Source organism: Mycobacterium sp. NGS27, from assembly GCF_059813005.1.
The window spans coordinates 249,654-273,282 of the sequence record NZ_JCALDT010000004.1 but is presented as its reverse complement, the minus strand read 5'-3'; the positions used below and the strand labels follow the sequence as shown (position 1 = coordinate 273,282).

Annotated in this window: 18 protein-coding genes, 1 tRNA gene and 1 pseudogene; 6 read left to right on the top strand and 14 right to left on the bottom strand. The window is 65.8% G+C overall.

Going from position 1 to position 23,629, the window contains the following annotated elements; translation table 11 throughout:
• The first annotated feature begins 8 nt into the window (after nt 1-8).
• Nucleotides 9-1,379 (top strand): PPE family protein, encoded by a 1,371-nt coding sequence (locus tag AC5Y30_RS12750; protein WP_499918517.1) that lies wholly within the window; start codon nt 9-11, stop codon nt 1,377-1,379.
• Between the two features lie 100 nt (nt 1,380-1,479).
• On the opposite strand, the gene AC5Y30_RS12745 is transcribed toward AC5Y30_RS12750, so the two are convergent.
• From AC5Y30_RS12745 to AC5Y30_RS12705, 9 genes and pseudogenes are all read right to left on the bottom strand, one after another.
• Nucleotides 1,480-2,253: a DUF4268 domain-containing protein gene (locus AC5Y30_RS12745; RefSeq protein WP_499918516.1), complete on the bottom strand. Its 774-nt coding sequence runs from the start codon at nt 2,251-2,253 to the stop codon at nt 1,480-1,482.
• 1,046 nt (nt 2,254-3,299) lie between these two features.
• Nucleotides 3,300-4,016, bottom strand: a pseudogene (locus AC5Y30_RS12740) (class I SAM-dependent methyltransferase); the annotation flags it as partial.
• A 245-nt stretch (nt 4,017-4,261) separates the two neighbouring features.
• Complete coding sequence (locus AC5Y30_RS12735; RefSeq protein ID WP_499918515.1) at nt 4,262-4,588, bottom strand: hypothetical protein; 327 nt, start codon at nt 4,586-4,588, stop codon at nt 4,262-4,264.
• A gap of 310 nt (nt 4,589-4,898) precedes the next feature.
• Nucleotides 4,899-4,971 (bottom strand) — tRNA-Arg (locus AC5Y30_RS12730).
• Between the two features lie 47 nt (nt 4,972-5,018).
• Entirely contained in the window at nt 5,019-5,843 is an 825-nt protein-coding gene (locus tag AC5Y30_RS12725) for an LLM class F420-dependent oxidoreductase (RefSeq protein WP_499918514.1), read from the bottom strand.
• A 7-nt stretch (nt 5,844-5,850) separates the two neighbouring features.
• Nucleotides 5,851-6,927, bottom strand: coding sequence for a poly-gamma-glutamate hydrolase family protein (locus tag AC5Y30_RS12720; protein ID WP_499918513.1), 1,077 nt, complete (start codon nt 6,925-6,927; stop codon nt 5,851-5,853).
• On the bottom strand, nt 6,928-8,178 hold the full coding sequence (locus tag AC5Y30_RS12715) for an Nramp family divalent metal transporter (protein ID WP_499918512.1): 1,251 nt from the start codon (nt 8,176-8,178) through the stop codon (nt 6,928-6,930).
• A 74-nt stretch (nt 8,179-8,252) separates the two neighbouring features.
• Nucleotides 8,253-9,329: an NAD(P)H-dependent amine dehydrogenase family protein gene (locus tag AC5Y30_RS12710; RefSeq protein WP_499918511.1), complete on the bottom strand. Its 1,077-nt coding sequence runs from the start codon at nt 9,327-9,329 to the stop codon at nt 8,253-8,255.
• A gap of 15 nt (nt 9,330-9,344) precedes the next feature.
• Complete coding sequence (locus tag AC5Y30_RS12705; protein WP_499918510.1) at nt 9,345-10,136, bottom strand: SDR family oxidoreductase; 792 nt, start codon at nt 10,134-10,136, stop codon at nt 9,345-9,347.
• A 394-nt stretch (nt 10,137-10,530) separates the two neighbouring features.
• Here AC5Y30_RS12705 and pstS point away from each other — a divergent pair, with 394 nt between their 5' ends.
• Genes pstS through pstA form a run of 3 tightly spaced genes read left to right on the top strand, consistent with a single transcriptional unit; the run spans nt 10,531 to nt 13,573 of the window.
• The gene (pstS, locus tag AC5Y30_RS12700) at nt 10,531-11,643 is read left to right on the top strand and encodes a phosphate ABC transporter substrate-binding protein PstS (protein ID WP_499918509.1); all 1,113 of its coding nucleotides are present in this window, start codon (nt 10,531-10,533) and stop codon (nt 11,641-11,643) included.
• A 30-nt stretch (nt 11,644-11,673) separates the two neighbouring features.
• On the top strand, nt 11,674-12,648 hold the full coding sequence (gene pstC / locus AC5Y30_RS12695) for a phosphate ABC transporter permease subunit PstC (protein ID WP_499919013.1): 975 nt from the start codon (nt 11,674-11,676) through the stop codon (nt 12,646-12,648).
• A 22-nt stretch (nt 12,649-12,670) separates the two neighbouring features.
• Nucleotides 12,671-13,573: a phosphate ABC transporter permease PstA gene (gene pstA / locus AC5Y30_RS12690; protein ID WP_499918508.1), complete on the top strand. Its 903-nt coding sequence runs from the start codon at nt 12,671-12,673 to the stop codon at nt 13,571-13,573.
• A 5-nt stretch (nt 13,574-13,578) separates the two neighbouring features.
• Here pstA and ku read toward each other — a convergent pair whose 3' ends face one another.
• The 5 genes from ku to AC5Y30_RS12665 form a co-directional block, all read right to left on the bottom strand.
• Nucleotides 13,579-14,484, bottom strand: coding sequence for a non-homologous end joining protein Ku (ku, locus tag AC5Y30_RS12685; protein ID WP_499918507.1), 906 nt, complete (start codon nt 14,482-14,484; stop codon nt 13,579-13,581).
• A gap of 96 nt (nt 14,485-14,580) precedes the next feature.
• Nucleotides 14,581-15,489: a carbohydrate kinase family protein gene (locus tag AC5Y30_RS12680; RefSeq protein ID WP_499918506.1), complete on the bottom strand. Its 909-nt coding sequence runs from the start codon at nt 15,487-15,489 to the stop codon at nt 14,581-14,583.
• Nucleotides 15,486-16,898, bottom strand: coding sequence for a mannitol dehydrogenase family protein (locus AC5Y30_RS12675; protein ID WP_499918504.1), 1,413 nt, complete (start codon nt 16,896-16,898; stop codon nt 15,486-15,488). Before AC5Y30_RS12675 ends, AC5Y30_RS12680 begins: the two co-directional genes overlap by 4 nt.
• A gap of 34 nt (nt 16,899-16,932) precedes the next feature.
• The gene (locus AC5Y30_RS12670; protein ID WP_499918502.1) at nt 16,933-17,781 is read right to left on the bottom strand and encodes an HAD family hydrolase; all 849 of its coding nucleotides are present in this window, start codon (nt 17,779-17,781) and stop codon (nt 16,933-16,935) included.
• Nucleotides 17,778-19,304, bottom strand: a complete 1,527-nt coding sequence (locus AC5Y30_RS12665; RefSeq protein ID WP_499918501.1) for a mannitol dehydrogenase family protein — start codon at nt 19,302-19,304, stop codon at nt 17,778-17,780. The genes AC5Y30_RS12670 and AC5Y30_RS12665 overlap by 4 nt, the downstream gene beginning before the upstream one ends.
• A 128-nt stretch (nt 19,305-19,432) precedes the next feature.
• Between AC5Y30_RS12665 and AC5Y30_RS12660 the strand changes: the two genes are divergently transcribed.
• Together AC5Y30_RS12660 and AC5Y30_RS12655 are read left to right on the top strand one after the other, a co-directional pair.
• Complete coding sequence (locus AC5Y30_RS12660) at nt 19,433-21,688, top strand: ATP-dependent DNA ligase (RefSeq protein WP_499918499.1); 2,256 nt, start codon at nt 19,433-19,435, stop codon at nt 21,686-21,688.
• The gene (locus tag AC5Y30_RS12655; protein ID WP_499918498.1) at nt 21,685-23,625 is read left to right on the top strand and encodes a fumarylacetoacetate hydrolase family protein; all 1,941 of its coding nucleotides are present in this window, start codon (nt 21,685-21,687) and stop codon (nt 23,623-23,625) included. Before AC5Y30_RS12660 ends, AC5Y30_RS12655 begins: the two co-directional genes overlap by 4 nt.
• The last annotated feature ends 4 nt before the right edge of the window (nt 23,626-23,629 follow it).

Sequence of the window (23,629 nt, the reverse complement as noted above, 5' to 3'; positions counted from 1 at the left end):
GAGCAGCAATGGATTTTGGAGCATTACCGCCGGAGACCAACTCCGTGCGGATGTACGCCGGCCCCGGCTCGGGGTCAATGTTGGCCGCGGCGTCGGCATGGGACGGATTGGCCGCCCAGCTGTACGCTGCATCTGCATCGTATGAGTCGGTGATCGCGAACCTGTCGAGCGGTTGGCAGGGTCCGTCGTCGGTGGCCATGGAGGCTGCGTCGGCGCCCTACGTGGAATGGATGAGGGCGAGCGGCGCACAGGCGGAGCAGGCCGCTTCCCAAGCCAGAGCGGCGGCGGCGGCTTATGAGACCGCGTTCCTGGCGACGGTGCCCCCGGCGGCGATCGCGGAAAACCGCGGTCAGTTGGCGTCACTGGTGGCGACAAACGTTCTCGGGCAGAACACCGCCGCGATCGCAACGACCGAGGCCGAATACGGGCAGATGTGGGCGCAAGATGCGGCCGCCATGTATGGCTATGCCGGTTCCTCTGCGACTGCCGCGCAGATGTCGCCGTTTGGCCAGCCGCCGCAAACCACCAATCCCGTTGGAGCAGCCGGTCAATCGGGCGCCGTCGCCCAGGCTGCCGGCACGGCGCCGGCCAACACGCAGTCGGCCTTGTCGCAGCTGATGTCGACCACACCGCGAACGCTGCAAAGCCTCGCGTCGCCCGCCCCATCGCCTGCGGCCGATCCGTCGTCATTGACAACGTTCTTGAACAATTTGAACTCCACGCCGCTGGCGAGGATTGCCGCGAACATCGAATTCGTCACCAAAGGCATTCGGCCGGTGAATGACACGTTGCTTAGTCTCAGCTTGGGCCTGGTGGCAACGGCACGGACCTGGAGCGACACAGCGGTCGATCTCGAGGCGCCACTGTTCGCGTCGCTCGGTTCAGGTAGCCAGACGGTGGGGGCAGCGAGTGGGGCTGCGGTGTCGGCAAGCGTCGGCAGTGCGGGCCTAGCCGGTGCCCTATCGGTGCCGCCGAGCTGGGCCGTGGCCAGCCCCGCGGTCAAGCTCGCTGCCAGTGTGTTGGAGTGCACTAGCACGGGTGCCGCTCCAGCGGCCGTGAGTGGCTTCTCGGGTGAGATGGCCTTGGCAGGCTTGGCCGGAGGCGCTCTCGGCGGTGCCGTGCCCCGCGGGTTCACTAAAGGCAGCGCCCGAAACGTCGGCCGTCGCGCATCGGACAGTGACGACAAGACTCCCGATAAACTCAAGGCTGTACTCGCGGAGCTGCAGCAAGCGCCCGAGGTGATTCAGCACTGGCACACCGATAAGGCGCATCTGGAAAGCCTCCTGGACCAGCTCTCCAAGAAGCCGGGCGTGCACGCCGTGCACTTGTCGTCGGCCGGCAAATCCAAAGCCACACCGCCGCGGCCAACGTGGGGCTGAACGTTCCGGTGGTGTGCTGCAGCCCAATATTGTTGATACACAGCATCTTTCGGCAGCGTATCCGCCTGGTCCGGCCAGGGGAGGAACGGGCGACGTCCAGTCAGCCGGCTTCTGCCAGACGCAAGGAAGGCGCCGTCTCTTTGAGCCTCCCGAGCCCGCCGACCGCTTCAACCGCTTGCCTGAACCGCCCATGCTGATCCATCACCCAGTCCAGCATCGCGGGCCACAGATCCACATCCGCGACGTCGTCGAACTGCGAGGTGACGCAGATGGCGGCGGCCTTCTTGCCGGGCTTGTCGTCCCACTCGGCGTCCTGGCCCAAGGCCCGCTCGAATTCGTCTTTTATCGCATGGAGTGCTTCGAACCGGCCCAAATTGACACGGGCATCGGGGCTGCTGAAGTAGAGCTGCACGCCGAGACCCTGGTGCGTGAAGGCGGTTGAGTAGGAGACCGCGCTCGTGCCGGTAGGCAGGTTGTATCGCGAGGCGCGTGTCGGTGTTTTCCGTTTTGTCCAGCCAGGGTGCTCCGCGCCGACCCGATTGAGAAACTGCTCCCAGAAGTCCCGATACAGCTTCGAGCGCTCGGTCAGTGTCGCTGGGTTGTCTTGCCTCCCCGACTTGCTTGGCTGAGCGACCGCCTCGGAGTCCGGCGCCGCGGTGGGGCCGTCGGCCTGGACCACCTCGATCCCGACTCCGGCAGGGCGAACATCGGCGTCTCGGGCGGCTGCTTTCCTGGCGGTTGCCGCTCGTGTCCTCGCCTTGGCGGCCCTCGCCTTCGCGGGCCTCGTCTGAACGACCAACGCCCCGAGCACGATTCCACCGATCGCGACAAAGAAGACAACAAAGAGAATGTAGAAGAAGTTCGCCGCATCCATGACGTCACCGCTGCGAAGCCAGTCGGCGGAACTCGGCGGCAAATCCGGACGGATGCCGGCTCATCGACTGGGCAGTCATGAGGCGGCTACTACAAGTGACTGTTGAACGCCGTCGTGGCCGTGAGATGCGCCGCGGGACAACATGCTCGCCCAAACCTCCGCGATTGGTGATGCAATTTGGTGACGTTGCCCGACTCGTCGGTTCGAGCGTAAATGCCTCAGCTGGCAGTTACACGGGAATTGTGAATCTCGCAACCGCTCTGCACCCTTGAGCCGCCGGCGCGATCGGGGCCAGACCGCCCTGGCTCAGGTCCGCCTCAGGGAAACGCTGGGCGGATCGGTCGTGAGGCTTTCTCCTTTTGCCTATCAGAGGCCCCCGCACCGTGACGGCGCCAGGATGGGCGACCAGGGAGGGCAATCCGGTGGTAAAGGTTGCGGCGGGGGTGACGGGATTGGAGTTGGGAAGAGGTTAGGACCTTCCCAGTAGTGCGCGGGAGCGTGAGTCCGCACGTCGTAGGCGAAGTAATAGGTGTGGCACACACTCATGTCCCAAACTAGGTCGGCATCCGACCGAGGTGGATCATTCGGCATAGCTTGTCCTGGGCACCATTGGAATGGGCCATAGGTGTAGGCGTGAGCGATACCAGCGCCCGGCCCCAAACTCGCCATACCCAAACCGCCGGACATTAGCATGATCGTTGCTAATCCAACGATTTCTCGTTTCATAAACCGCAGGCTATTCCCCCTGACCCGGGAAGACTAGAGGATCGAACGGTTCGATTTACGTTGGTCGTTCGTTGCTGTGGAGCCGGGTCGTGATTCAAGCACGCGCGGAGGTCCCGTCGGAGGAGGAGTAAGGCCGCGCGGTTGCTGTGCGCCCGAAACATGCCGGGAGCGCTCTCAGCCGAATGACGTCAGTTGGTGCTCGACAGTTTGTCAGCGGGTGACGCCTGTCGACGTTTCGGCCGCTGCGTCGTGGGCTGGCCCTTGAGGCCCTTGTTGTCGGGGAGCTGAGCGTTGTCGAACGACGTCTCCCGGCTGGGCACTCGGCTCGCCACCACTATCTGCGGTTTGAATGTCTTTCCGCCCCGCAGCTCGACCTTGATCGCCGGGTCGGCGTACTGAGCCAACGTCCGCAGCGCCGACTTGCTGTACGCGCGTAGCGCGCTGATGAATCCGTCATGCGGTACCGGCAATATCGGCGCGAACGGCAGGGTCAACGACAACCGCGCAATGTGTACCAACGACGGTGGGCGCGACAGGTCGATGATCAGCAGTTTGCTCGCGACGCGGGTGCCTTCGGCAAATACTCGAGCGGCTAGCGGCGGTGGCAGGTGGTGTAAAGACAGGGCGAACACGGCGAGGTCGTAATGGCCATCGGGGGCGTCGATGGCGGTCGCGTCCATCGCGCGGACCACCGCACGCGGGTGTCTGCCGAGGTTGCTCTCGGCGATGGTCGACACAAATGTGGGGTCGATGTCCGTGGCCGTCACTCGGGCGGTGGGATGCATCTCCAGCAGCGCTCGCGACAACCCGCCGTGGCCGGCACCGAGTTCGATGATGTTGGGATCGGGTACTTCCGCGACCTCATCGAGCGCGATGCGCGCGAAGTTCTTCTGGGTACCCGAAAACCTTTCCATGCGCTCCAATGAGCGGACCACTTTGCGTTTCAGATCGTCGACATCGTCGCGGTCGAGGTATTCCAGACGATCGGTTTGCAGCCGCCGGTCCAGCCATGAGGCGTCCGGGCCCCCGCGCGGCATACTGTCGATTTCGAGGCTTTTGGCCGCCCCGCCGGCGCCCCGTTTCGAACGGGTCAAAAAGTTCAACACCAAGCCCAGCACCCCCGCTCGTGATCTTAGACGCTGCCCTATTCGTGCGGAGATGAACGCTACACGTGCGCTAATCGTTTTTCTGTGCGTACACACCGGGTCCTTCGTCGTGCGATTTCTTGAGTTCGCTTTCTGGCGGTGAGGCGTGGGAGGGCCGCGACGCCCCGGGCAACTGTTCAGATGTTGCCCGTGTACGCGACGGTGCCCTCTTCCTCGTTAGCCTTCTCAATCGCCGCATCTACCGCTTCGATCAAGTGGGGCTCATCATCGGGCAAGCATGCTGCCTCGATCTTGTTGACCCCGTCATGTTCAGCCCGGAACCGGTCGTGGCCGGAGAATTGCTTTTTGAAGTGCTGGCGCCAGTTGGCGCCTCTGGGCCAGGCGGGAAGCGGCGTGGTCTCGATCTCGTACACGTTCCGCACTTGCCTCAACGCCGACGGAAAGAGGGTCCTCGGCCCGTGCAGCGGCTTGGGTTCTCCAACACGCGAAATGCCGAGGTTCATTCGTCGTAGCCTCCCGTCTGCTTTAACCTTTCTTTCGCCTTGTTTGTATTGCCACGATGCGCAGATTTACGCACCTGGTCGGATATCGGACGCACCTTGGGCAGGCCAGCAACAGTGCATCTGGCCGCTCACTCGGTGCTCAGATGGTGCCCCTGCCAACCTTCTCGGCACTGCTCTGCCACGCTCAACTCCCTCAGTCGAAGGAGTGTCGCGGATCAGCCGAACTAACTGTCAAGCATCAGCCGAAACACTGTCACACATCAGCCGAAGACAGACTGTCACGCATCACCCGACGTAATACAACCACCTGTGCCCCCGGCAGGATTCGAACCTGCGACACCGGCTTTAGGAGAGCCGTGCTCTATCCCCTGAGCTACGGGGGCGGACCGGCCTGAGCTTACCGGCAGGCCGGCGGCAATCGCCCCGGCGGTCAGCGCAGTTCGGCGATCACCTTGGAGAAGTTGCCGATGTTGTTGTCCTGCACGGTGAAGGACGACACGCCGTATTTGTCGCGGTATGCGAGCAACGTGTCGGCGATCTCCCGCGGCGAACCGCTGAGCACCGAGGGCTGGGACAGGATCTCCTCGTCGGACAGGTTGGGCGCGTAAGTGCGGGTCAGCTTGAGGTCGGGCTCGGTCTCGCCGTCGCGTGGCATCGCCGTGATCGCCAGGTTCAGCTCCAGGGAGTCGAACCGTTCTCCCGCGGCGTTGCGGACGAACTCGACGCGTTCGGCGAACGGATCCTCGACGTCGCGCACCTTGGAGCCGGTCAGCCCGATGATGTCGGCGTTGCGGGCGGCGATGGTCAACACCCGATCACCGTTGCCGGCGATGATGAGTGGGGTCGACGGGTGGTGTTCTTTCAGGTACTTCGTCATGTGCTCGAGGTAGTCGACCCGGGCGCCGGCGCTGGGATAGGGAATCTCCGCGGCCTCGAACTCTTCTCGCACATAACCGGTGCCCAGCCCGATCTCCAGGCGGCCATCGCTGAGCAGATCCAGGGCCTGCATGTCGCGGCTGAGCAGGGCCGGCTTGTAGAACGCGGAGTTCAGCACGTACATGCTCAGCCGTAGCGTCGTGGTGACCATCGCGACCGCGGTCAGCGTCGGGAACGGTGCCGCGGCACCCAAATGGTCGGGCACACAAAGAATGTCGAAGCCGGCGTCCTCGGCGCGCTTGGCTTTGTCGAGCAGCGCCTCGCGCGACTTGAAGAACCGCATGCTCATTCCGAAGCGAAAGTCTCTGGCCACCAACAATCTCCGTTCAACGATCCGACATCGACCAACTGCGGGCGGCCGCGGCCAGCCCCTGGGTCAGGGCGCTGGTGACCGACGACAAACCGTCGTCGCCCGGCAGCGGACTGCGCGGGCTGATCCCCCTGACCCGCGCCGAGAGCTCCAGTTGCGTTCCGCCGCCACGCACCCGGTTCACCGGGTTGCGCGGGTGCAAGCCCCGCAGCTCCGGCGGGATGTCGTCGAGGTCGGTGACCACCTGGTAACCGGTCAGCTGGATGTGCCGGTTCAGGTGGGCGGCCAATGCCCGATTGCGACCGCCGGCCAGCAGTTGGGTGCTCCGACCGTCGCGGCCATACCCGTGCAGCGACACCGCGACGTCAACATGGTCGAGGAACTCGGCGAGCCGTGGCGACTCGGCCGGATCGAACAGGGCCGACGGCAGGTGGTGCGGGTAGCGATCCGGATGGCGCACCGCATAGACCGATGCGCCGGCGGCTTCGGCGGCGCGCTCGGCGATGACGTCGGTCATCTCCTCCAGCCCGCCGCCGTGGATCGCGAAAAAGCCGAAACGCGAACGCAATCGGCTGATCTCGGTCACCCCAGGTTCGCGCAGCAGTGCCGAAAGTGACTGTGGCCCAGGCCCGGACGCAGAGGACGATCTCGGACCGGGCCATCCGGCGGGATCCCAGCGGCGCAAGAAGTCGACCCAACGCTGCGGCAGCCCGTGCTGGGTAGCGCCATCGATGATCTTGGGCAGGTAACCCGGGCGGGGCGGGCCCGGCGTGACCCGGTGATCGATGTAGACCCAGGCCGACGCGGGCCCGTCGTCGGTGTGCACGGTCATCTCGTCGCGCCGGTAGCGCACCGGCACACCCTCGGCGCTGTCCAACGTCGCCAAGTCACCGTCGGAGATCTGCCAAACCACCCCGTGCACCTCGTTACCGGCGAGCGGTTCCACGGTGGCCACGCCGCGCTGGTTGATCAGCCAGTCGTGATCGGCAAGCACCGCCGGTCGCGGCCGCGCGGCGTCGGGACACCGTTGCGCCATCTGCCGGACGCATAGGTTCGACCCGTATGCGAAGTAGAGGTGCCCGAGCGCCGGCATTCAGCCCGTCACCGTCAGCCAGATGAGCACCACGTTGAGCAGACTAATCAATACGCCGACGGCCCAGCCGACAATCGTCGTGATGCGGTGATTGACGTCGCCACCCATCAACTCGCGGTCGCTGGTCAGCTTGATCAAAGGCAGCACCGCAAAAGGGATTCCGAACGACAACACCACCTGCGACAGCACCAATGCGCGGGTGGGGTCGAAGCCGACCGCCAGGATCACCAGGGCGGGCACCAGGGTGATCACCCGGCGCACGATCATGGGAATCGACCGGCGCAGCAAGCCCTGCATGATCATGGCGCCGGCATAGGCGCCCACCGACGACGACGCCAGACCCGACGCGAGCAAGCCGACCGCGAACAGCACCGCGATGGTCGGGCCAAGCGTGTGGTGAATCGCCGCATAGGCGCCCTCGATGGAGGCGCTGAGGTCGCGGTGCTGCAGGTTGACCGCGGCGATCAGCAGCATCGCGGCGTTCACCGTGCCGGCCACCGTCATCGCCAGCACGACATCCCAGCGGGTGATGCGCAACAGCAGGCGCCGATGCGACCCCTCGCCGGGATGCCCGTGCCGGTCCAGCACGAGGCCCGAATGCATGTAGACCGCGTGCGGCATCACGGTGGCGCCCAGGATGGCCGCCGCCAGCAGCACGCTTTCGGTGCCCTGGAATCTGGGTACCAGTCCGCCGAGCATCTCCTCCGGCGGCGCCGTCTTGACGAAGAAGCTCGCCGCGAAACCGATCGCGATGACGAGCAACAGGCCGGTGATGACCCGCTCGAAAATGATCTGTCCGCGCCGGTCCTGAATCCCCAGCAGCAGCAAGGCGACCAGACCGGTGATCAACCCGCCGGCCAGCAGCGGCAAATCGAAGAGGATGTGCAGGGCGATGGCCCCGCCGACCACCTCGGCCGCGTCGGTTGCGACGGCCACGAGTTCGGCCTGGGCCCAATAGATCAACCGCGCCGGGCGGCCCATCCGTTTACCGATCGTGCCGGGCAGCGAGCGTCCGGTGACCAGCCCCAGCTTCGCCGACAGGTACTGCACAAGGCCCGCCAGCACATTGGCTGCCACGATGACCCACAGCAGCAGGTAGCCATACTGCGAGCCGGCGCTGACGTTGGCGGCGACGTTGCCCGGGTCGACGTAGGCGATGGCGGCGACGAACGCAGGCCCGAGCAGATACCAGTTGCCCTTCAGCGAGCCCTGGGTGCGCTGCCCCAACGTGCCGACCTCGATTCCCTCCACCAAATAATAAAGTGAGGTTAACCGAACATCGCAACGCGACCGTCGGCGGCTCCGGCGTTTAAGGCCCTCGTGCCTCAGCTGGGGCGGTAAAGCCCCTTCCCGGTGACCAGCGGCAGGTCCAGGGTCGTCACGATGCCCGGGTGCGCGGCGACTACCGCCGGGATCGCGTTGACTACGCGCATCGCGGTGGCCACCAGGCCGGCGTGATTGTGATCGCCCTTACGGCTGCTCAGGCAGACATCCATGGCATAAGACGGTTCGCCGGTGATCTCGATGCGGTAGGAACCGCCCTCTTGGGCCGGCTGGGGCCAGTCGGGGCACAGGTCCTCGCGCAGCCGGGTGACGTGTTCCAGGACGACGACGGGATTGCCGTCGACCATGCCGAACACCTCGAAGCGCAGCGCCGCGGCGGTGCCCTTGGCGATATGACCCGAGGCGATGTCGAAGTCCTCGGGGGCTGGTATGCGAACGTGGTCCTGGGTGACCGCGTCGAGCGAAATGCCCAGGCCCGCAGCCATTTGGCGGATCACCGACCCCCACGCCAGGCTGAGCACGCCGGGTTGCAGCAGCATGGGAACCTCGTCCAGCGGCTTGCCGAACCCCATGACGTCGAACATGACCGCGGCGCTGTCGTACGTGGCGTAGTCGACGATCTCCATGCATCGAATCTGCTGAATGCTCTGGCAGGTGCCCGCCAGGGCAAGTGGCAACAGATCGTTGGCGAAGCCGGGATCGATACCGTTGACGTAGAGACTCGAATTCCCTTCGCGCGCCGCATCTTCCAAGGGCTTGATGAGTTCCTCGGGGATGACCTGCCACGGATACTGCAAGAACACCGGGCCGCTGCCGACGATGTTGATCCCCGCCGCCAAGACGCGCCGGTAGTCCTCGAGCGCCTCGGGCAGCCGGTTGTCGGCCAGGGCGTTGTACACGGCGCATTGTGGCCCGGTGGCCAGCACGGCATCCAGGTCGGTGCTGGCGAGCACTCCTGTCGAATCGCTAAGCCCCGCAAGCTCGGCCGCGTCCTTGCCGGCCTTGGCGTCCGAGGACACCCAGACGCCTTTCAAGTCGAACTCGGGATTGGTGATGAGCGCCCGCAGAGCGTGGATACCGACGTTGCCGGTGCCCAGTTGGACGACGGGGATGGGCATGACTGGCTCCTTAGGTCACAGGTCCGGGACGGGTATGTCGAGGTTGGGGAAGGTGAGACCACCGTCGACCTCGAGCGTCTTGCCGGTCAGGAAGCTGCCGGCGGGGGACGCCAAATAGACTGCGGCAGCGGCAATGTCGACGGGATCGCCGAGGCGCCGCATGGGAGTGGCCTTCTCCATCGGTGCCCGCAGCTCGTCGTTGGAGGCAACCACGTCCAGGGCGGAGGTCAGGATCGACCCCGGCGCGATCGCGTTGACGCGAATGCGCGGGCACAGGTCCAGGGCGGTCAGCCGAGTGTAATGCGACAGCGCGGCTTTGGCGGTGCCGTAGGCGGCGAATCCGCGCCCGGCCAGCCTGCCCATGGTCGAGGTGATGTTGATGATGCTGCCGCCGTCGGAGTGCTCCAGCATCAACGGGACCGCGGCCAGCGTCAGCGCGTGGGCCGTGGCGACGTTGAAGGTGAAAGCCTCTTTGAGGTCCTTCGTCGAGGTGGTCAGCAGCGTGTTGGGCATCGTCCCGCCGACGTTGTTGACGACGATGTCTAGTTTTCCGAATGCCTCGACGGCCTTGCCGGCCAGCTCGGCGGTGGACTCGGGATGCGCCAGGTCGGCGGCCACGACGTGGGCCCGCCGTCCGACGGCTCCGACCTGTTCTGCGACGGCTTCTAGTTGTGACTCCGTGCGCGAGGCGATCAGCACATCCGCGCCGGCCTCGGCGAAGGCCAGCGCAATCGCCGCCCCGAGGCCGCGGCCTGCACCGGTGATGACGGCGACTTTGTCGTCGAGACGGAACCTGTCAAGGATCATTGGCGGCCTCTCTTTTTTCGGTGTCAGCCGACACCGTAGCAAGCCGCGCCGTCTCGGATCGGGCATTTCTGGAACACGTTCTATTTTTCGCATGAGGGCGTGGTGGGCCGGCCCGCAGCGCAGGCATGCGCGCGGGAATCCCGTGCTGGACGACCGGTTCGCGGCGTCGCAAAGCCAGCCAACGCGCTTTGCTGTCGGAGGACGCAGAAACAGGGTTCAGCTTGCGTCCACCCACGGCGCCACCCGGTGCCATCGCGTTAAGCGGTGATCGCCGATCATTTTGCTCAGCGTTCACCTTGTTACTGTTAGCTTCGTGGCTGCGAGCCGGGCTGGTCGGGCGCACTGGCTACCGACCGGCGGCGGTCCCGTTTCATCCCAACCGTAAGGAAGCGAATTGAAACTCAACCGATTTGGCGCCGTGCTGAGTGTGCTGAGCGCTGGCGCGCTGGCGTTGTCGGCATGCGGAAGCGATAACAACGGGACCGGCGCGCACGCAACGAGCGGCTCCTCGTCGGGCAGCGTGAGCTGCGGCGGGACGAAGGCCCTCAAGGCCAGCGGCTCGACGGCTCAGGCCAACGCGATGACCCGGTTCGTCAACGCGTTCGAGCAGGCCTGTCCCGGCCAGACGCTGAACTACACCGCCAACGGTTCGGGCGCGGGAATCAGCGAATTCAACGGTAAGCAAACGGATTTCGGTGGTTCGGATTCACCGCTGGCCGCCAGTGAATACGCCGCGGCCCAACAACGTTGCGGGTCGCCGGCGTTGAATCTCCCGGTGGTGTTCGGCCCGATCGCCATCACCTACAACGTCACGGGCCTCAATTCGCTGAGCCTGGACGGCGCCACCGCCGCCAAGATCTTCAACGGCGCGATCGGTACATGGAATGATCCCGCCATCGGAGCGCTCAACCCGGGTGTCACGCTGCCCGCCGAGCCGATTCACGTCGTCTTCCGCAACGACGAATCCGGCACCACCGACAATTTCCAGAAGTACCTCGATGCCGCCGCCAACGGCGCGTGGGGCAAGGGGGCCGGCAAGACGTTCAAGGGTGGTGTCGGCGAGGGAGCAAAGGGCAACGACGGCACCTCGGCCGCGATCAAGGCGACCGAGGGGTCGATCACCTACAACGAATGGTCGTTTGCTCAGGCGCAGAAACTGAACATGGCCAAGATCATCACGCCGGCCGGGCCGGACGCGGTGTCGATCAGCGCCGACTCGGTGGGTAAGACGATTGCTGGAGCCAAGATCGCCGGCCAGGGCAACGACCTTGTGCTGGACACGCTGTCCTTCTATAAGCCGACCCAGGCCGGTTCCTACCCGATCGTGCTGGCCACCTACGAGATCGTCTGCTCGAAGTATCCCGACGCGCAGGTCGGCACGGCGGTCAAGGCGTTCCTGCAAAGCACCATCGGCGCGGGGCAGAACGGCCTGGTCGACAACGGCTACATCCCCATCCCTGACGCGTTCAAGTCGAGGTTGTCTGCTTCCATCAACGCCATCACATAACCTGAAGTGGTCGTGACACGAGGAACCGCAATCAGCTCGTCGACCACGGAGAAACCGGCGCTGACAACGCTGAGTGAACACGTGGGGCGGCGGGCTGATCGACTGTTCAAGTTGACGGCCGCCGCTGCCGGTTCGACGATCGTGGTCGCCATCCTGTTGATCGCGGTATTCCTGTTGCTGCGTGCGGTCCCATCGTTGCGCGTCAACCACGCGAACTTCTTCACCAGCGCCAAATTCAGCACCAGCGACCCGAACAGGCTCGCCTTCGGCATCCGTGACCTGCTGATGGTCACGGTGCTCAGTTCGGTCAGCGCGCTGGTGCTGGCCGTTCCCGTCGCGGTCGGTATCGCGGTGTTTCTCACCCAGTACGCGCCACGGCGGCTGGCGCGGCCCTTCGGCGCGGTGGTGGACCTGCTGGCCGCGGTGCCATCGATCATCTTCGGGCTGTGGGGGATCTTCGTGCTCGCCCCCCAGATCGAGCCGGTGGCCGCGTTTCTCAACCGTCACCTTGGTTGGCTGTTCCTGTTCAAGCAGGGCAATGTCTCGTTGGCCGGTGGCGGCACCATCTTCACCGCCGGCGTCGTGCTGTCGGTAATGATCCTGCCGATCATCACGTCCGTCTCGCGGGAGGTATTTCGGCAGACCCCGCACATCCAGATGGAGGCGGCGCAGGCACTCGGCGCCACCAAATGGGAGGTGGTGCGGATGACCGTGCTGCCGTTCGGGCGCAGCGGTGTGATCGCGGCCTCGATGCTGGGGCTGGGCCGCGCGCTGGGCGAGACCGTGGCGGTGCTGATCATCTTGCGTTCGGCCGCCCGCGCGGGTAGTTGGTCGCTGTTCGACGGCGGCTACACGTTCGCCTCGAAGATCGCGTCGGCGGCCGCGGAGTTCAGCGCGCCGCTGCCCACGGGGGCATACATCTCGGCGGGATTCGCGCTGTTCGTGTTGACGTTCGTGGTCAACGCGCTCGCCCGTGCGATCGCCGGCGGCAAGGTCAACGGATGAACCGCAACGTGGAGCGGCGCCCGTGACCGTCGAAGCGTTGGACCGACCGGTCAAGGTGGAGGTGTTCAGGCCGCTGAGCTTCCGGCGCCGGATCACCAACAGCACGGCGACGATCTTCTTCCTCGCTTCGTTCTGCGTTGCGCTGGTGCCGCTGATCTGGGTGTTGTGGATCGTGGTCGAACGAGGCTGGTACGCCGTCACCCGGTCGGGGTGGTGGACCCACTCGCTGCACGGGGTGCTGCCGGAGCAGTTCGCCGGTGGCGTCTACCACGCGCTCTACGGCACGCTGGTACAAGCCGGGGTGGCGGCGGCCATGGCCGTGCCGTTGGGCCTGATGACCGCGGTCTTTCTGGTGGAATACGGATCCGGCCGCTTGGTGCGGCTGACGACGTTCATGGTCGACGTCCTCGCCGGAGTGCCCTCGATCGTGGCGGCGCTGTTCATCTTCAGCCTGTGGATCGCCACCTTGGGCTTTCAGCAGAGTTCGTTCGCGGTATCGCTGGCCCTGGTCCTGCTGATGTTGCCGGTGGTGGTGCGCTCCGCCGAGGAGATGCTGCGGCTGGTGCCCGACGAACTGCGCGAGGCCAGCTACGCGCTCGGTGTGTCGAAATGGAAGACCATCGTGCGGATCGTCTTTCCGATCGCGATGCCCGGCATCGTGTCCGGCATTTTATTGTCCATCGCGCGGGTGATCGGTGAAACCGCGCCGGTGCTGGTGCTGGTCGGCTACAGCCGATCGATCAACCTCGACATCTTCCACGGCAACATGGCGTCTCTGCCGCTGCTGATCTACACCGAGCTCACCAATCCCGAACACGCCGGATTCCTGCGGATCTGGGGCGCGGCGCTGACGCTGATCATCATGGTCGCCGTCATCAACATCGTTGCGGCGCTGACCCGTTTCGTGGCAACCCGCAGACGCTGACCCGGTCAGGACTTCGACGCCGCCTTTTTGGCCGCTTTTTTGGCCGGCGCTTTCTTGGCGGTCGTCTTTTTCGCGGGGGCCTTTTTCGCCGCGGCCTTCTTCGCGGGCGCCTTGCCGTTGCCGGAACGCGCCTTCACGCTGGCCTCCAGCTTGGCGAGCAGGTCTGATACGTCCTCGGTCTCGTCCAGCTCCTTCGGCTGCTCCTCGGTGGTAAACGCTTCTCCGCCTTCGAGTTTGGCGTCGACCAACTCTTGCAGCTGCTCCTGATAGGTGTCGTGATAGCGATCGGGATTGAAGTCCTCGGCCATCGACTCCACCACCTGGCCGGCCATCTTGAGCTCGGCCGGCTTGATCTCGACCTTCTTGTCCAGGATGGGGAAGTCGGGGTCGCGGATCTCGTCGGGCCACAACAAGGTGTGGATCACCATCACGTCGCGCTTGCCGAAGTCCTTGACGCGCAACGCGGCCAGCCGGGTCTTGTTGCGCAGCGTGAAGTGGACGATCGCCATCCGATCGGCCTCGGCCAGGGTCTTGGCAAGCAGCACATAGGATTTCGACGACTTGGAGTCCGGCTCCAGGAAGTAGCTGCGGTCGAACAGCATCGGATCCACCTCGCTGGCCGGCACGAACTCCAGCACTTCGATCTCGCGGCTGCGTTCCTCGGGCAGGGTGGCGATGTCGTCGTCGGTGATGATCACCATCTGACCGTCGTCGGACTCGTAGGCCCGCGCGATGTCACGGTATTCGACGACTTCGCCGTCCACCTCGCACACGCGTTGGTACCGGATACGGCCGTTGTCCTTGGCGTGTACCTGGTGGAATTTGATGTCGTGGTCCTGGGTGGCGCTGTACACCTTGACGGGGACGTTCACCAGCCCGAACGCGATGGAACCCTTCCAGATCGAGCGCATGCAAGTCAGTATGCCCGGAGGGCCGGTGGCAAAACAGCACGACGAGGCTACGACCGGGGATTGTCCACGTCGGACTCCGGCGATCGAGGTGCGTGGCTAACGACGCGAAGCCGCATCCAGCGCGGCCCGATCCGGCAGGTCGGCTCCCGCGCGAGCGACGGTGAGCGCCGCGCACAGGCTCGCCGCTTCCACCGCGATCGTCAGCGCGTCCACGCTGATTTCGCGCAATTCGGTGCGCCGGTCGCCGCCCAACGACCCCGATTCCCAGAGCGCGTCGAGCAGACCAACCATGAAGGCGTCGCCGGCGCCGACGGTGTCGACCACGCGCTGCGCCCGCGTCGGTACCCGGGCGGCGCCCGCCGCGCAGAATGCCACCGCGCCCCGGTCGGCCATCGTGATCGCCACGATGGCCGGGCCCAGCCGCAGCCACGTTTGCGCGATCTGCTCGGGGGGCCGCGTGGGGTCGATCCAGCGCAGGTCTTCCTCGCTGACCTTCACCACGTCGCTGCGTTCGACGAGGTGCTCGATGCGCGCGACGGCCAGCCCCCGGTCGGCGATCAGCGACGGCCGCACGTTGGGATCGAAGGTGACCGTGGCCGAGACGCGATAGGCGTCGATCAGCGCCGCGACCGCGAGGCAGCCCGGATCCTGCACGGCGGCAATCGATCCGGTGTGGACGAATAGCGGCGGTGCGACCGGCGGTGTTCCGGAGAGTCGCCAGTCCAGATCGAACACGTACTCGGCGGACCCGTCTTCGGCGATGGTCGACCGCGCGGTCGCCGTGCGCTGGGCCGCCCGGCTTTCCGAAACGAGTTGCACCCCTGCGGCTTCGACGTACTCGCTGATGTGCCGGCCATAGGCATCGTCGGCGATCGACGTCAGGAAGTCGATTCCGCGACCCAGTCGGCCAAGCCCGACGGCAACATTGAGCGGGCTGCCGCCGACATGCTCGTCGCTGTCGACGATATCGATCAGCGACTCGCCGATCACCAGCCCGCGGGTCATCGCACCAAGGCATCCAGCGTCGCGCGAGCCCCCTTGCTGTGCAACGAATCCAGCGCCCACAGGTACGCCTCGACGAAGCGTGGCTGATGGGCCAGGTCGCAGAACACCGCGGTGATCTCGATGAACGCGGTGGGATTCTCGTGCTGCGACCTGGCGATCGGGATGAGCGAGTCCGCCAGCTGATCCAGCACCTCGTACGGGTTGCCCCACTCGTCGACACCCTCGGCGTAGCGGGCCCAGCTCGCCACCACCGCCGCCGCCAGCCGGACCGGCCCGCCGTGGGCCAGGTTGTCGCAGATGACGGGATACAGAAATTTCGGGATGCGGTCCGACGAGTAGGCGCACAGCCGCGCGACGGTGTCCCGCACGGCCGGGTTGGCAAACCGCTCGACGAGCGTGCGGCCGTACTCATGCAGGTTGATTCCCGGCACCTGCGGGAGCGTCGGAATGGCCTCGGATTCGAAGTAGGCAAGCAGGAATTCGGCGAACAATGGATCGCTTGCGGCCTCGTGAACGAACTTGAACCCGCAGAGGTGGGCGAAGTAGGCAAGGCACTGATGCCCGGCGTTGAGCAGTCGCAGCTTCATCAGCTCGTACGGGCGCACATCGTCGACCAGCAGAACGCCCGCTTGCTCCAGCGGCGGGCGGCCGTCGGCGAAGGAGTCCTCGATCACCCAGGCGGTGAACGGCTCGGCCACGACCGGCCACCGGTCGTTGACGCCGAAGTCGCGTCGCACTTCCGCGGCCATCGCCAAAGTCGTTGCGGGCGTGATGCGGTCGACCATCGAACTCGGAAACCGGGCGTGCTCTGCCACCCACTCGGCCAACTCGGGATCCCGGCGTTCGGCGCCTGCGAGCACGGCACGCCTGGCGACCTCACCGTTGTTCTCGATGTTGTCACAGGAGGCGATCGTCGGCGCGGCGATCCCCCGCCGGCGACGCCGGTCCAACGCCTCGACGATCAACGCGAACGCGGGGCCGTCCGGGTCGCGATAGCCGCCCTCGGTGATGGTCAGCGAGATGATTCGGGTGGCCGGTGCCGCCAGCACGTCCAGCGCCGACTCGGGATCATCGGGCGCGTAACGATAGTCGATGATCGAGCCGATCACCTGGGCGTCGCGGCTACCGTCGGGATTTTCCAGGATCAGCGTGTAGAGCCCGTCCTGACCGTCAAGGACGTCGCGCATCGTCCAGTCGGCGGGCATGACACCCACACCGCAGATGCCCCACTCGTGCGCCAGGCCCTGCTGCAGCAACAGGTTGATGTAGGCGGCCTGATGCGCGCGGTGGAAATGACCGGCCCCGATGTGCGCGATCCCGACGGTCACCCTGCTGCGGTCGTAGTTGGGCGCATCGATCGGCATCGTCGCGAGCGCCGCATTGTTCAGGTCGATTCCGTTGGCCTCCATTGGCCCACTCCTCCCCGCCTCAACGCCCGGATCGTCACCCGGCCCGGAAACCTTCGGCCGCAGACAACAGCAGCACATCCGCGATCGCGCGCCACGAATCGGTGATCGCGACTGCTCCCGCATCGACCAATTCCGCACGGCGGCAATCCCGTTCGTCAGGTGGCACGAACATCAGGTTGCCGATGGTGGGGTAGCCGGCCGCCACCGCGGATGTCACGCCGGCCACGGAGTCTTCGATGGCCAGCCCCTGTTTCGGTGCGACGCCCAGTACCTGCCCGGCATGCACGTACACCGCCGGGTCGGGTTTGCTGGTCGGCACCGGAAGCGAATCCTCCGCGCTGAAAGTCACCGCCTCCGATATCAGCGAGTCGAGGCCGGTGGCGGCGAAGCAGGCCCGCAGCCGCCCGGTGGCGCTCGAGCTCACGGCCGCGAGCGCGTACCGGTTGGCGAGGCTGCGCAACGGCTCCACCACCTCCGGATCGGGGGTCAGGGTGTCAGCCAGGTGAGCGGTGACCCGCTCACGCTCCTCGCGCACCCACTGCTCGAGCTCGTCGGTGGACAACGCGTTGCCGCCGGCGAGGCCGCCGGCCGAGGCGACCCGTGCTGCGGGACGGCCCCGGGCCAACGTCTCGTCGAGCGGCACTTCGCACTGCACCGCCAGGTCCAGCGCCGTGTTACGGAAATTCTTCCCGACAGCCCGCTTGCGGAGCTCCTCGCAGCTGAGCGGGGCGGTCACGCCGAACCTGGCCAAAAAACGGTTGGTCACCTCGGTCGAGGCGTCGAACGCCGGCCTCTCGGACCCGAACAGGTTGTCATCGGCATCGCACAGCAAGGTCGTGATCGGCGCCGCGTCGAAGGTGCGCACAAAGGTCAGCCCAGTCATCGCGACACCAACTCCCACTCGTCGTTGCGCATCGCATCCCGCAGTGTGGGCACCACACCGCGCTCGTCGATATCGGAAATCATCGCGCCCAGCCGCTCGGCAAAACCGGGAACCGCGCGTACCTCGGCGAACATCTCGTGTCTGAGCAGCGGATCTGGATTGCTGCGGGCCATATTGGCCAACCTAGCCACCGGAATCGCCTGAGAGTCTTCCAGGCGGAGCTTTCGCCCGTCGAGGTCGTGGCCCCGCATGTAACGGGCCCATCCCGCGACGGCCACCATCAACAATGTGTGCGGCCTGCCCTGCGCGATCGCCTCCCGCAGCGAGGGCAGCACGAACGTCGCGATCTTGCTGGTTCCGCGCCGGGCCAGCCGCGCCAACTGGTCACTCATCCGGGAATTGCTGAGCCGATCCAGCAACGTGCCCCGGTACTCGGGAGTGTTCATGCCGGGCACCGCGGGCAGCAGCGGCTGAATCTCGTCGCGCAGCAGCTTGTCGACGTAGTCGAAGATGACGCGATCGCGCATCGCTTCGTCGGTGCGCTGGTAGCCGGCCAGGATGGCCAGGCACGCGAGCGCGATATGGGTTCCGTTGAGAAGACGGGTTTTGATCAACTTGTGGTCGCTGACATCGGCGACGAATTCGGCACCGACCTCGTCGAGCGGCGGCCGCCCGTTGCTGAACGAATCCTCGATCACCCATTGGCTGTGCGGCTCGGTCACCACCGGCCATTTGTCCGCGACGCCGAATGTCTGCTCGACGAATGTGCGCTCAGATCTGGTGGTTTGGGGGGTGATGCGGTCGACCATGGTCGACGGAAACGCGACGTGCGTCTCGATCCAGCGGGCAAGCCCGGGATCCTTCAAGGCGGCGAACGACACCAGCGCGGTTCTCGCCGGCTGCGTGTCGCCGGGAACGTTGTCGCAGCAGAGCACGGTGAACGGCGCGACGCCCGCGCGACGGCGCCGGTCGAGAGCTTCGGCCAGGTATCCCCACGCGGTGGCGTAGCTGCCGGAGGCGACGAGGTCGGCGCGCACGTCGGGGTGGTCGGCGTCGAATTCGTCGGTGACCGGATTCAGGAAGTATCCGTTGTCGGTAATGGTCAGGCTGACGATGCGGGTTTGCGGATCGGCCAGGGCGCTACGGACCGCCGCGCCGTCGTTCGGCGCGTAATGAACGGAGCCGATCGAGCCGACGACGCGGGCGGTTTGGCGGTCGTGGCCGCGCTGTACGACGGTGTACAGCCCGTCCTGCGCCGAAAGCAGGTGTTTGAGGTCGGGGGAGTGGAGACTGACGCTGGTGACTCCCCAGCGTCCCGAAATGCCCTTGCGGGCCAGGTCGTCGAAGTAGACGGCCTGGTGGGCGCGGTGAAAGTTGCCCGCGCCGATGTGGACGACTCCTCGACCGAGGGCCGACCGGTCGTACGTCGGAACGTCGACTCGTTGCGAGTGCAGCCGTAGTGTCGCGTCGCTCAATGGGACGCCGTTTTTTGGACGCCAAGGGGAGGGGATCAGATCGAACATCGTGTTCCTGTGCCCCGAACCGTCCGGAGGTATACCCGCTCGTGGGTCATGTCACAAAACGAACCGACGGTTGCGCGATTAGCGGTGGTCAAAGCGGTTAACACGCGCGAAACGCGTAGGTTGACAACATGGCACCGCGGGTGAAACTGACCAACGCCGACAAGGTGCTCTATCCCGCCACCGGAACCACCAAGAGCGACATCTTCGACTACTACACGCGGATTGCCGAGGTGATGATCCCGCACGTCGCCGGGCGTCCGGCAACGCGCAAGCGCTGGCCCAACGGCGTCGACGAAGAATCGTTCTTCGAGAAACAACTGGCGGCGTCGGCGCCCGACTGGCTGCCGCGCGCCAGCGTGACCCACCGATCCGGAACGACGACGTATCCGATCATCGACACCGTCGACGGCCTGGCCTGGATCGCCCAGCAAGCCGCGCTGGAGGTCCACGTGCCGCAGTGGCGCTTCGTCGCCGAGTGGACCCGCAGCCGGGCCGAAGAACTGAAACCGGGCCCGGCGACCCGGCTGGTGTTCGACCTCGATCCCGGCGAAGGCGTCACGATGGCCCAGCTGGCGGAGGTGGCGCGCGCCGTCCGCGAACTGATCGCCGGTATCGGGCTGACCACTTATCCGCTCACCAGCGGCAGCAAGGGCCTGCACCTCTATACGCCCTTGCAGGAGCCGGTGAGCAGCAAGGGCGCGACGGTGTTGGCCAAACGCGTTGCGCAACAACTGGAAAAGACGATGCCCACGCTGGTGACGTCGACCATGACCAAGAGCCTGCGGGCCGGCAAGATCTTTTTGGACTGGAGTCAGAACAACGGCGCCAAGACGACCATCGCGCCGTACTCGCTGCGGGGACGTGAGCAACCCACCGTCGCGGCGCCGCGCACCTGGGAGGAACTCGACGACCCGTCGCTGCGCCAGTTGCGTTACGACGAAGTGCTGGACCGGGTCGCCCGCGACGGCGATCTGCTGGCACCGCTGGACGAGGACGCACCGGTGCCGGACCGACTGAGCAAGTACCGCAGCATGCGCGACGCATCGAAAACGCCCGAGCCGGTGCCGGCGTCGAAACCCGTTATAGGGCAGGGGAATAGCTTTGTCATCCAGGAACACCACGCCCGCCGGCTGCACTACGACTTCCGGCTGGAACGAGACGGCGTGCTGGTGTCGTGGGCGGTACCGAAGAACCTGCCCGAAACCACCTCGGTGAACCACCTGGCGGTCCACACCGAGGACCATCCGCTGGAATACGGCGGGTTCGAGGGCATCATCCCCAAAGGCGAGTATGGCGCGGGAAAGGTGGTCATCTGGGACTCCGGAACCTATGAGGCCGAGAAGTTCCTTGACGACGAAGTCATCGTCAATCTGCGCGGCACCAAGATCTCCGGACGCTATGCCCTGATTCAGACCAATGGGAACCAATGGCTGGCGCACCGGATGAAGGACCAGAACGTCTTTGAGTTCGACACGATCGCCCCCATGCTGGCCACCCACGGTTCGGTGACGGCGCTCAAGGCAGGACAATGGGCGTTCGAGGGCAAATGGGATGGCTACCGGCTTTTGATCGAGGCCGACCACGGCGCCATCCGGGTGCGGTCTCGGCGCGGTCGCGAAGTGACTGGTGAATATCGCGAACTGCATTGGCTGGCAGACGATCTCGCCGAGCACCATGTGATCCTCGACGGTGAGGCAGTGGTCCTGGATTCTTCGGGGGTGCCCAACTTCCACGAGATGCAGAACCGGGGCCGAGGCTCGCGCGTCGAATTCTGGGCGTTCGACGTGTTGTACCTCGACGGGCGCTCGCTGCTGCGGGCCAGCTACCGGGACCGGCGAAAGGTGCTGGAAATGCTCAGCACCGCAACCAATCTCGTCGTTCCAGAGTTGCTACCCGGAGATGGCACGCAAGCGCTGGAAGACTCGGGCAAGCGCGGCTGGGAGGGGGTGATCGCCAAGCGGCGCGACTCCACCTACCAGCCCGGCCGGCGCTCGTCCTCGTGGATCAAGGACAAGCACTGGAACACGCAGGAGGTCGTGATCGGCGGCTGGAAGGCGGGGGAGGGCGGACGCACCAGCGGCATCGGCTCACTGCTGCTGGGCATCCCCACCGCCGACGGCCTGCATTTCGCGGGACGCGTCGGCACCGGGTTCACCGAACGCGACCTGGCCAACCTGAAAAAGACGCTGGCGCCGCTGCACACCGGTCAATCACCGTTTCACCCACCGCTGCCCCGCAGCGAAGCCCGGGGCGTGACGTATGTGGAGCCGATCCTGGTCGGGGAGGTGCGCTACAGCGAGTGGACCCCGGACAACCGGCTGCGTCAATCGAGTTGGCGGGGGCTGCGGCCGGACAAGGAAGCGAGTGAGGTGGTGCGGGAGTGAAATGGGTTACCTACCAAGGTGATGACGGCGAGCGCGTCGGAGTCGTCTCCGGCGACACCATCTATGCGATGCCGCCGGGAGCGACACTGCTCGACCTGATCGCGCGCGGCTCCGAGGGATTGCGCCAAGCGGGGGAGGAGGCGCGGCGCTCCCCGTCGGCCACGGTGCGTCTCGCCGATGCGCGACTGCGGGCGCCCATTCCGCGTCCGCCTACGATCCGGGATTCCTTGTGCTTCCTCGACCACATGCGCAACTGCCAAGCCGCGCTGGGCGCCGGGCGCCTGCTCGCCGACACCTGGTATCGCATCCCCGCCTTCTACTTCGCCTGTCCGACAACAGTTTTAGGGCCGTACGACGACGCGCCGACGGCACCCGGAAGCGCTTGGCAGGACTTCGAGTTGGAGATCGCCGCGGTGATCGGAACGGGGGGCAAGGATCTCACCGTCCAGCAGGCCGAACAGGCGATCATCGGCTACACCATCTTCAACGACTGGTCCGCGCGCGACCTGCAGCAGATGGAAAGCCAGCTGGGCATCGGACAGGGCAAGGGCAAGGACAGCGGTGTGACGTTGGGCCCCTACCTCGTGACCCCCGACGAGCTCGAGCCGTACCGCCACGGCGCCAAACTCGACCTCCAGGTCACCGCATTGGTCAACGACAACGTCATCGGCACGGGGTCGACGGCCCAAATGGACTGGACCTTCGGCGAAGTCATCTCCTACGCCTCGCGCGGCGTCACCCTCAATCCCGGCGACGTCATCGGCTCCGGGACGGTGCCCACCTGCACACTGGTCGAGCACCTCAATCCCGCTGCGCTGGAATCGTTTCCCGGCTGGTTGCACGACGGCGACATCGTCACGCTGCGCGTCGAGGGGCTGGGGGAGACCCGGCAAACCGTCCGCGCCAGCAGCGCGCCACACGCGTTGGCCGCCCGGCCCAATCCGGACGCCGCACCCGCCGCGCGGCGGGTCAACCGCGCGCCGGCGAAGGTGCCGTACACCCGCGGGCTGCATCGGGTCGCCGACCGCGTGTGGGCGTGGACGTTGCCGGATGGTGGCTACGGGTGGAGCAACGCCGGACTGATCGCCGGCGCGGGCGCATCCTTGTTGGTGGACACCCTCTTCGATTTGGCACTGACGCGCGAAATGCTCACCGCGATGCGGTCCATCACCGGGTCGGCGCCCATCACCGACGCTGTGATCACCCATTCCAACGGCGACCACACCCACGGCAACCAACTGCTGGACGCCTCGGTGCGCATCATCGCGGCGCAGGGCACCGCCGAGGAGATCGAGCACGGGATGGCGCCCGAGATGCTGGCCATCGCGCAAACCGCCAACCTCGGGCCGGTGGCCACCCCGTACACGCGAGAGCGCTTCGGGCACTTCGACTTCAGCAACATCACGTTGCGCAACGCCGACCAGACCTTCGAGCGCAGCCTGCGCGTCGACGTCGGCGGGCGACGGGTCGACGTGCTGAACCTGGGTCCCGCGCACACCGCCGCCGATTCGGTGGTGCACGTGCCCGATGCGGGCGTCCTGTTCGGCGGCGACCTGCTGTTCATCGGCTGCACGCCCATCGTGTGGGCGGGACCCATCGGCAACTGGGTCGCGGCGTGCGACGCGATGATCGCGCTGGACGCGCCGACCGTGGTCCCCGGACACGGCCCGGTAACCGATCCCGACGGAATCCGCGCGGTGCGTGGCTACCTCGTGCACGTGGCCGAACAGGCCGAGGCGGCATACCGCCGGGGGCTGTCGTGGGCCGAGGCCGCCGACGCCATCGACCTCGGCGAGTACGCGACCTGGCTGGATGCCGAGCGGGTGGTCGTCAACGTCTACCAGCGATACCGCGAACTAGACCCGCAGACACCGCAATTGGAGGTCATGGCCCTGCTGGTGATGCAGGCCGAATGGCTGGCCAAACGATCCGCGTGACCGC

What these genes read in the sequence shown, in the direction of transcription:
- AC5Y30_RS12660 (WP_499918499.1), top strand. Translation starts at nt 19,433, where the DNA reads ATGGCACCGCGGGTGAAACTGACCAACGCCGACAAGGTGCTCTATCCC.
- AC5Y30_RS12750 (WP_499918517.1), top strand. Translation starts at nt 9, where the DNA reads ATGGATTTTGGAGCATTACCGCCGGAGACCAACTCCGTGCGGATGTAC.
- AC5Y30_RS12735 (WP_499918515.1), bottom strand. Translation starts at nt 4,588, where the DNA reads ATGAACCTCGGCATTTCGCGTGTTGGAGAACCCAAGCCGCTGCACGGG.
- AC5Y30_RS12720 (WP_499918513.1), bottom strand. Translation starts at nt 6,927, where the DNA reads ATGCCGGCGCTCGGGCACCTCTACTTCGCATACGGGTCGAACCTATGC.
- AC5Y30_RS12745 (WP_499918516.1), bottom strand. Translation starts at nt 2,253, where the DNA reads ATGGATGCGGCGAACTTCTTCTACATTCTCTTTGTTGTCTTCTTTGTC.
- AC5Y30_RS12680 (WP_499918506.1), bottom strand. Translation starts at nt 15,489, where the DNA reads ATGACCCGCGGGCTGGTGATCGGCGAGTCGCTGATCGATATCGTCGAC.
- ku (WP_499918507.1), bottom strand. Translation starts at nt 14,484, where the DNA reads ATGCGCTCGATCTGGAAGGGTTCCATCGCGTTCGGGCTGGTGAACGTC.
- AC5Y30_RS12670 (WP_499918502.1), bottom strand. Translation starts at nt 17,781, where the DNA reads ATGACTGGGCTGACCTTTGTGCGCACCTTCGACGCGGCGCCGATCACG.
- AC5Y30_RS12710 (WP_499918511.1), bottom strand. Translation starts at nt 9,329, where the DNA reads ATGCCCATCCCCGTCGTCCAACTGGGCACCGGCAACGTCGGTATCCAC.
- AC5Y30_RS12665 (WP_499918501.1), bottom strand. Translation starts at nt 19,304, where the DNA reads ATGTTCGATCTGATCCCCTCCCCTTGGCGTCCAAAAAACGGCGTCCCA.
- AC5Y30_RS12705 (WP_499918510.1), bottom strand. Translation starts at nt 10,136, where the DNA reads ATGATCCTTGACAGGTTCCGTCTCGACGACAAAGTCGCCGTCATCACC.
- AC5Y30_RS12675 (WP_499918504.1), bottom strand. Translation starts at nt 16,898, where the DNA reads ATGGAGGCCAACGGAATCGACCTGAACAATGCGGCGCTCGCGACGATG.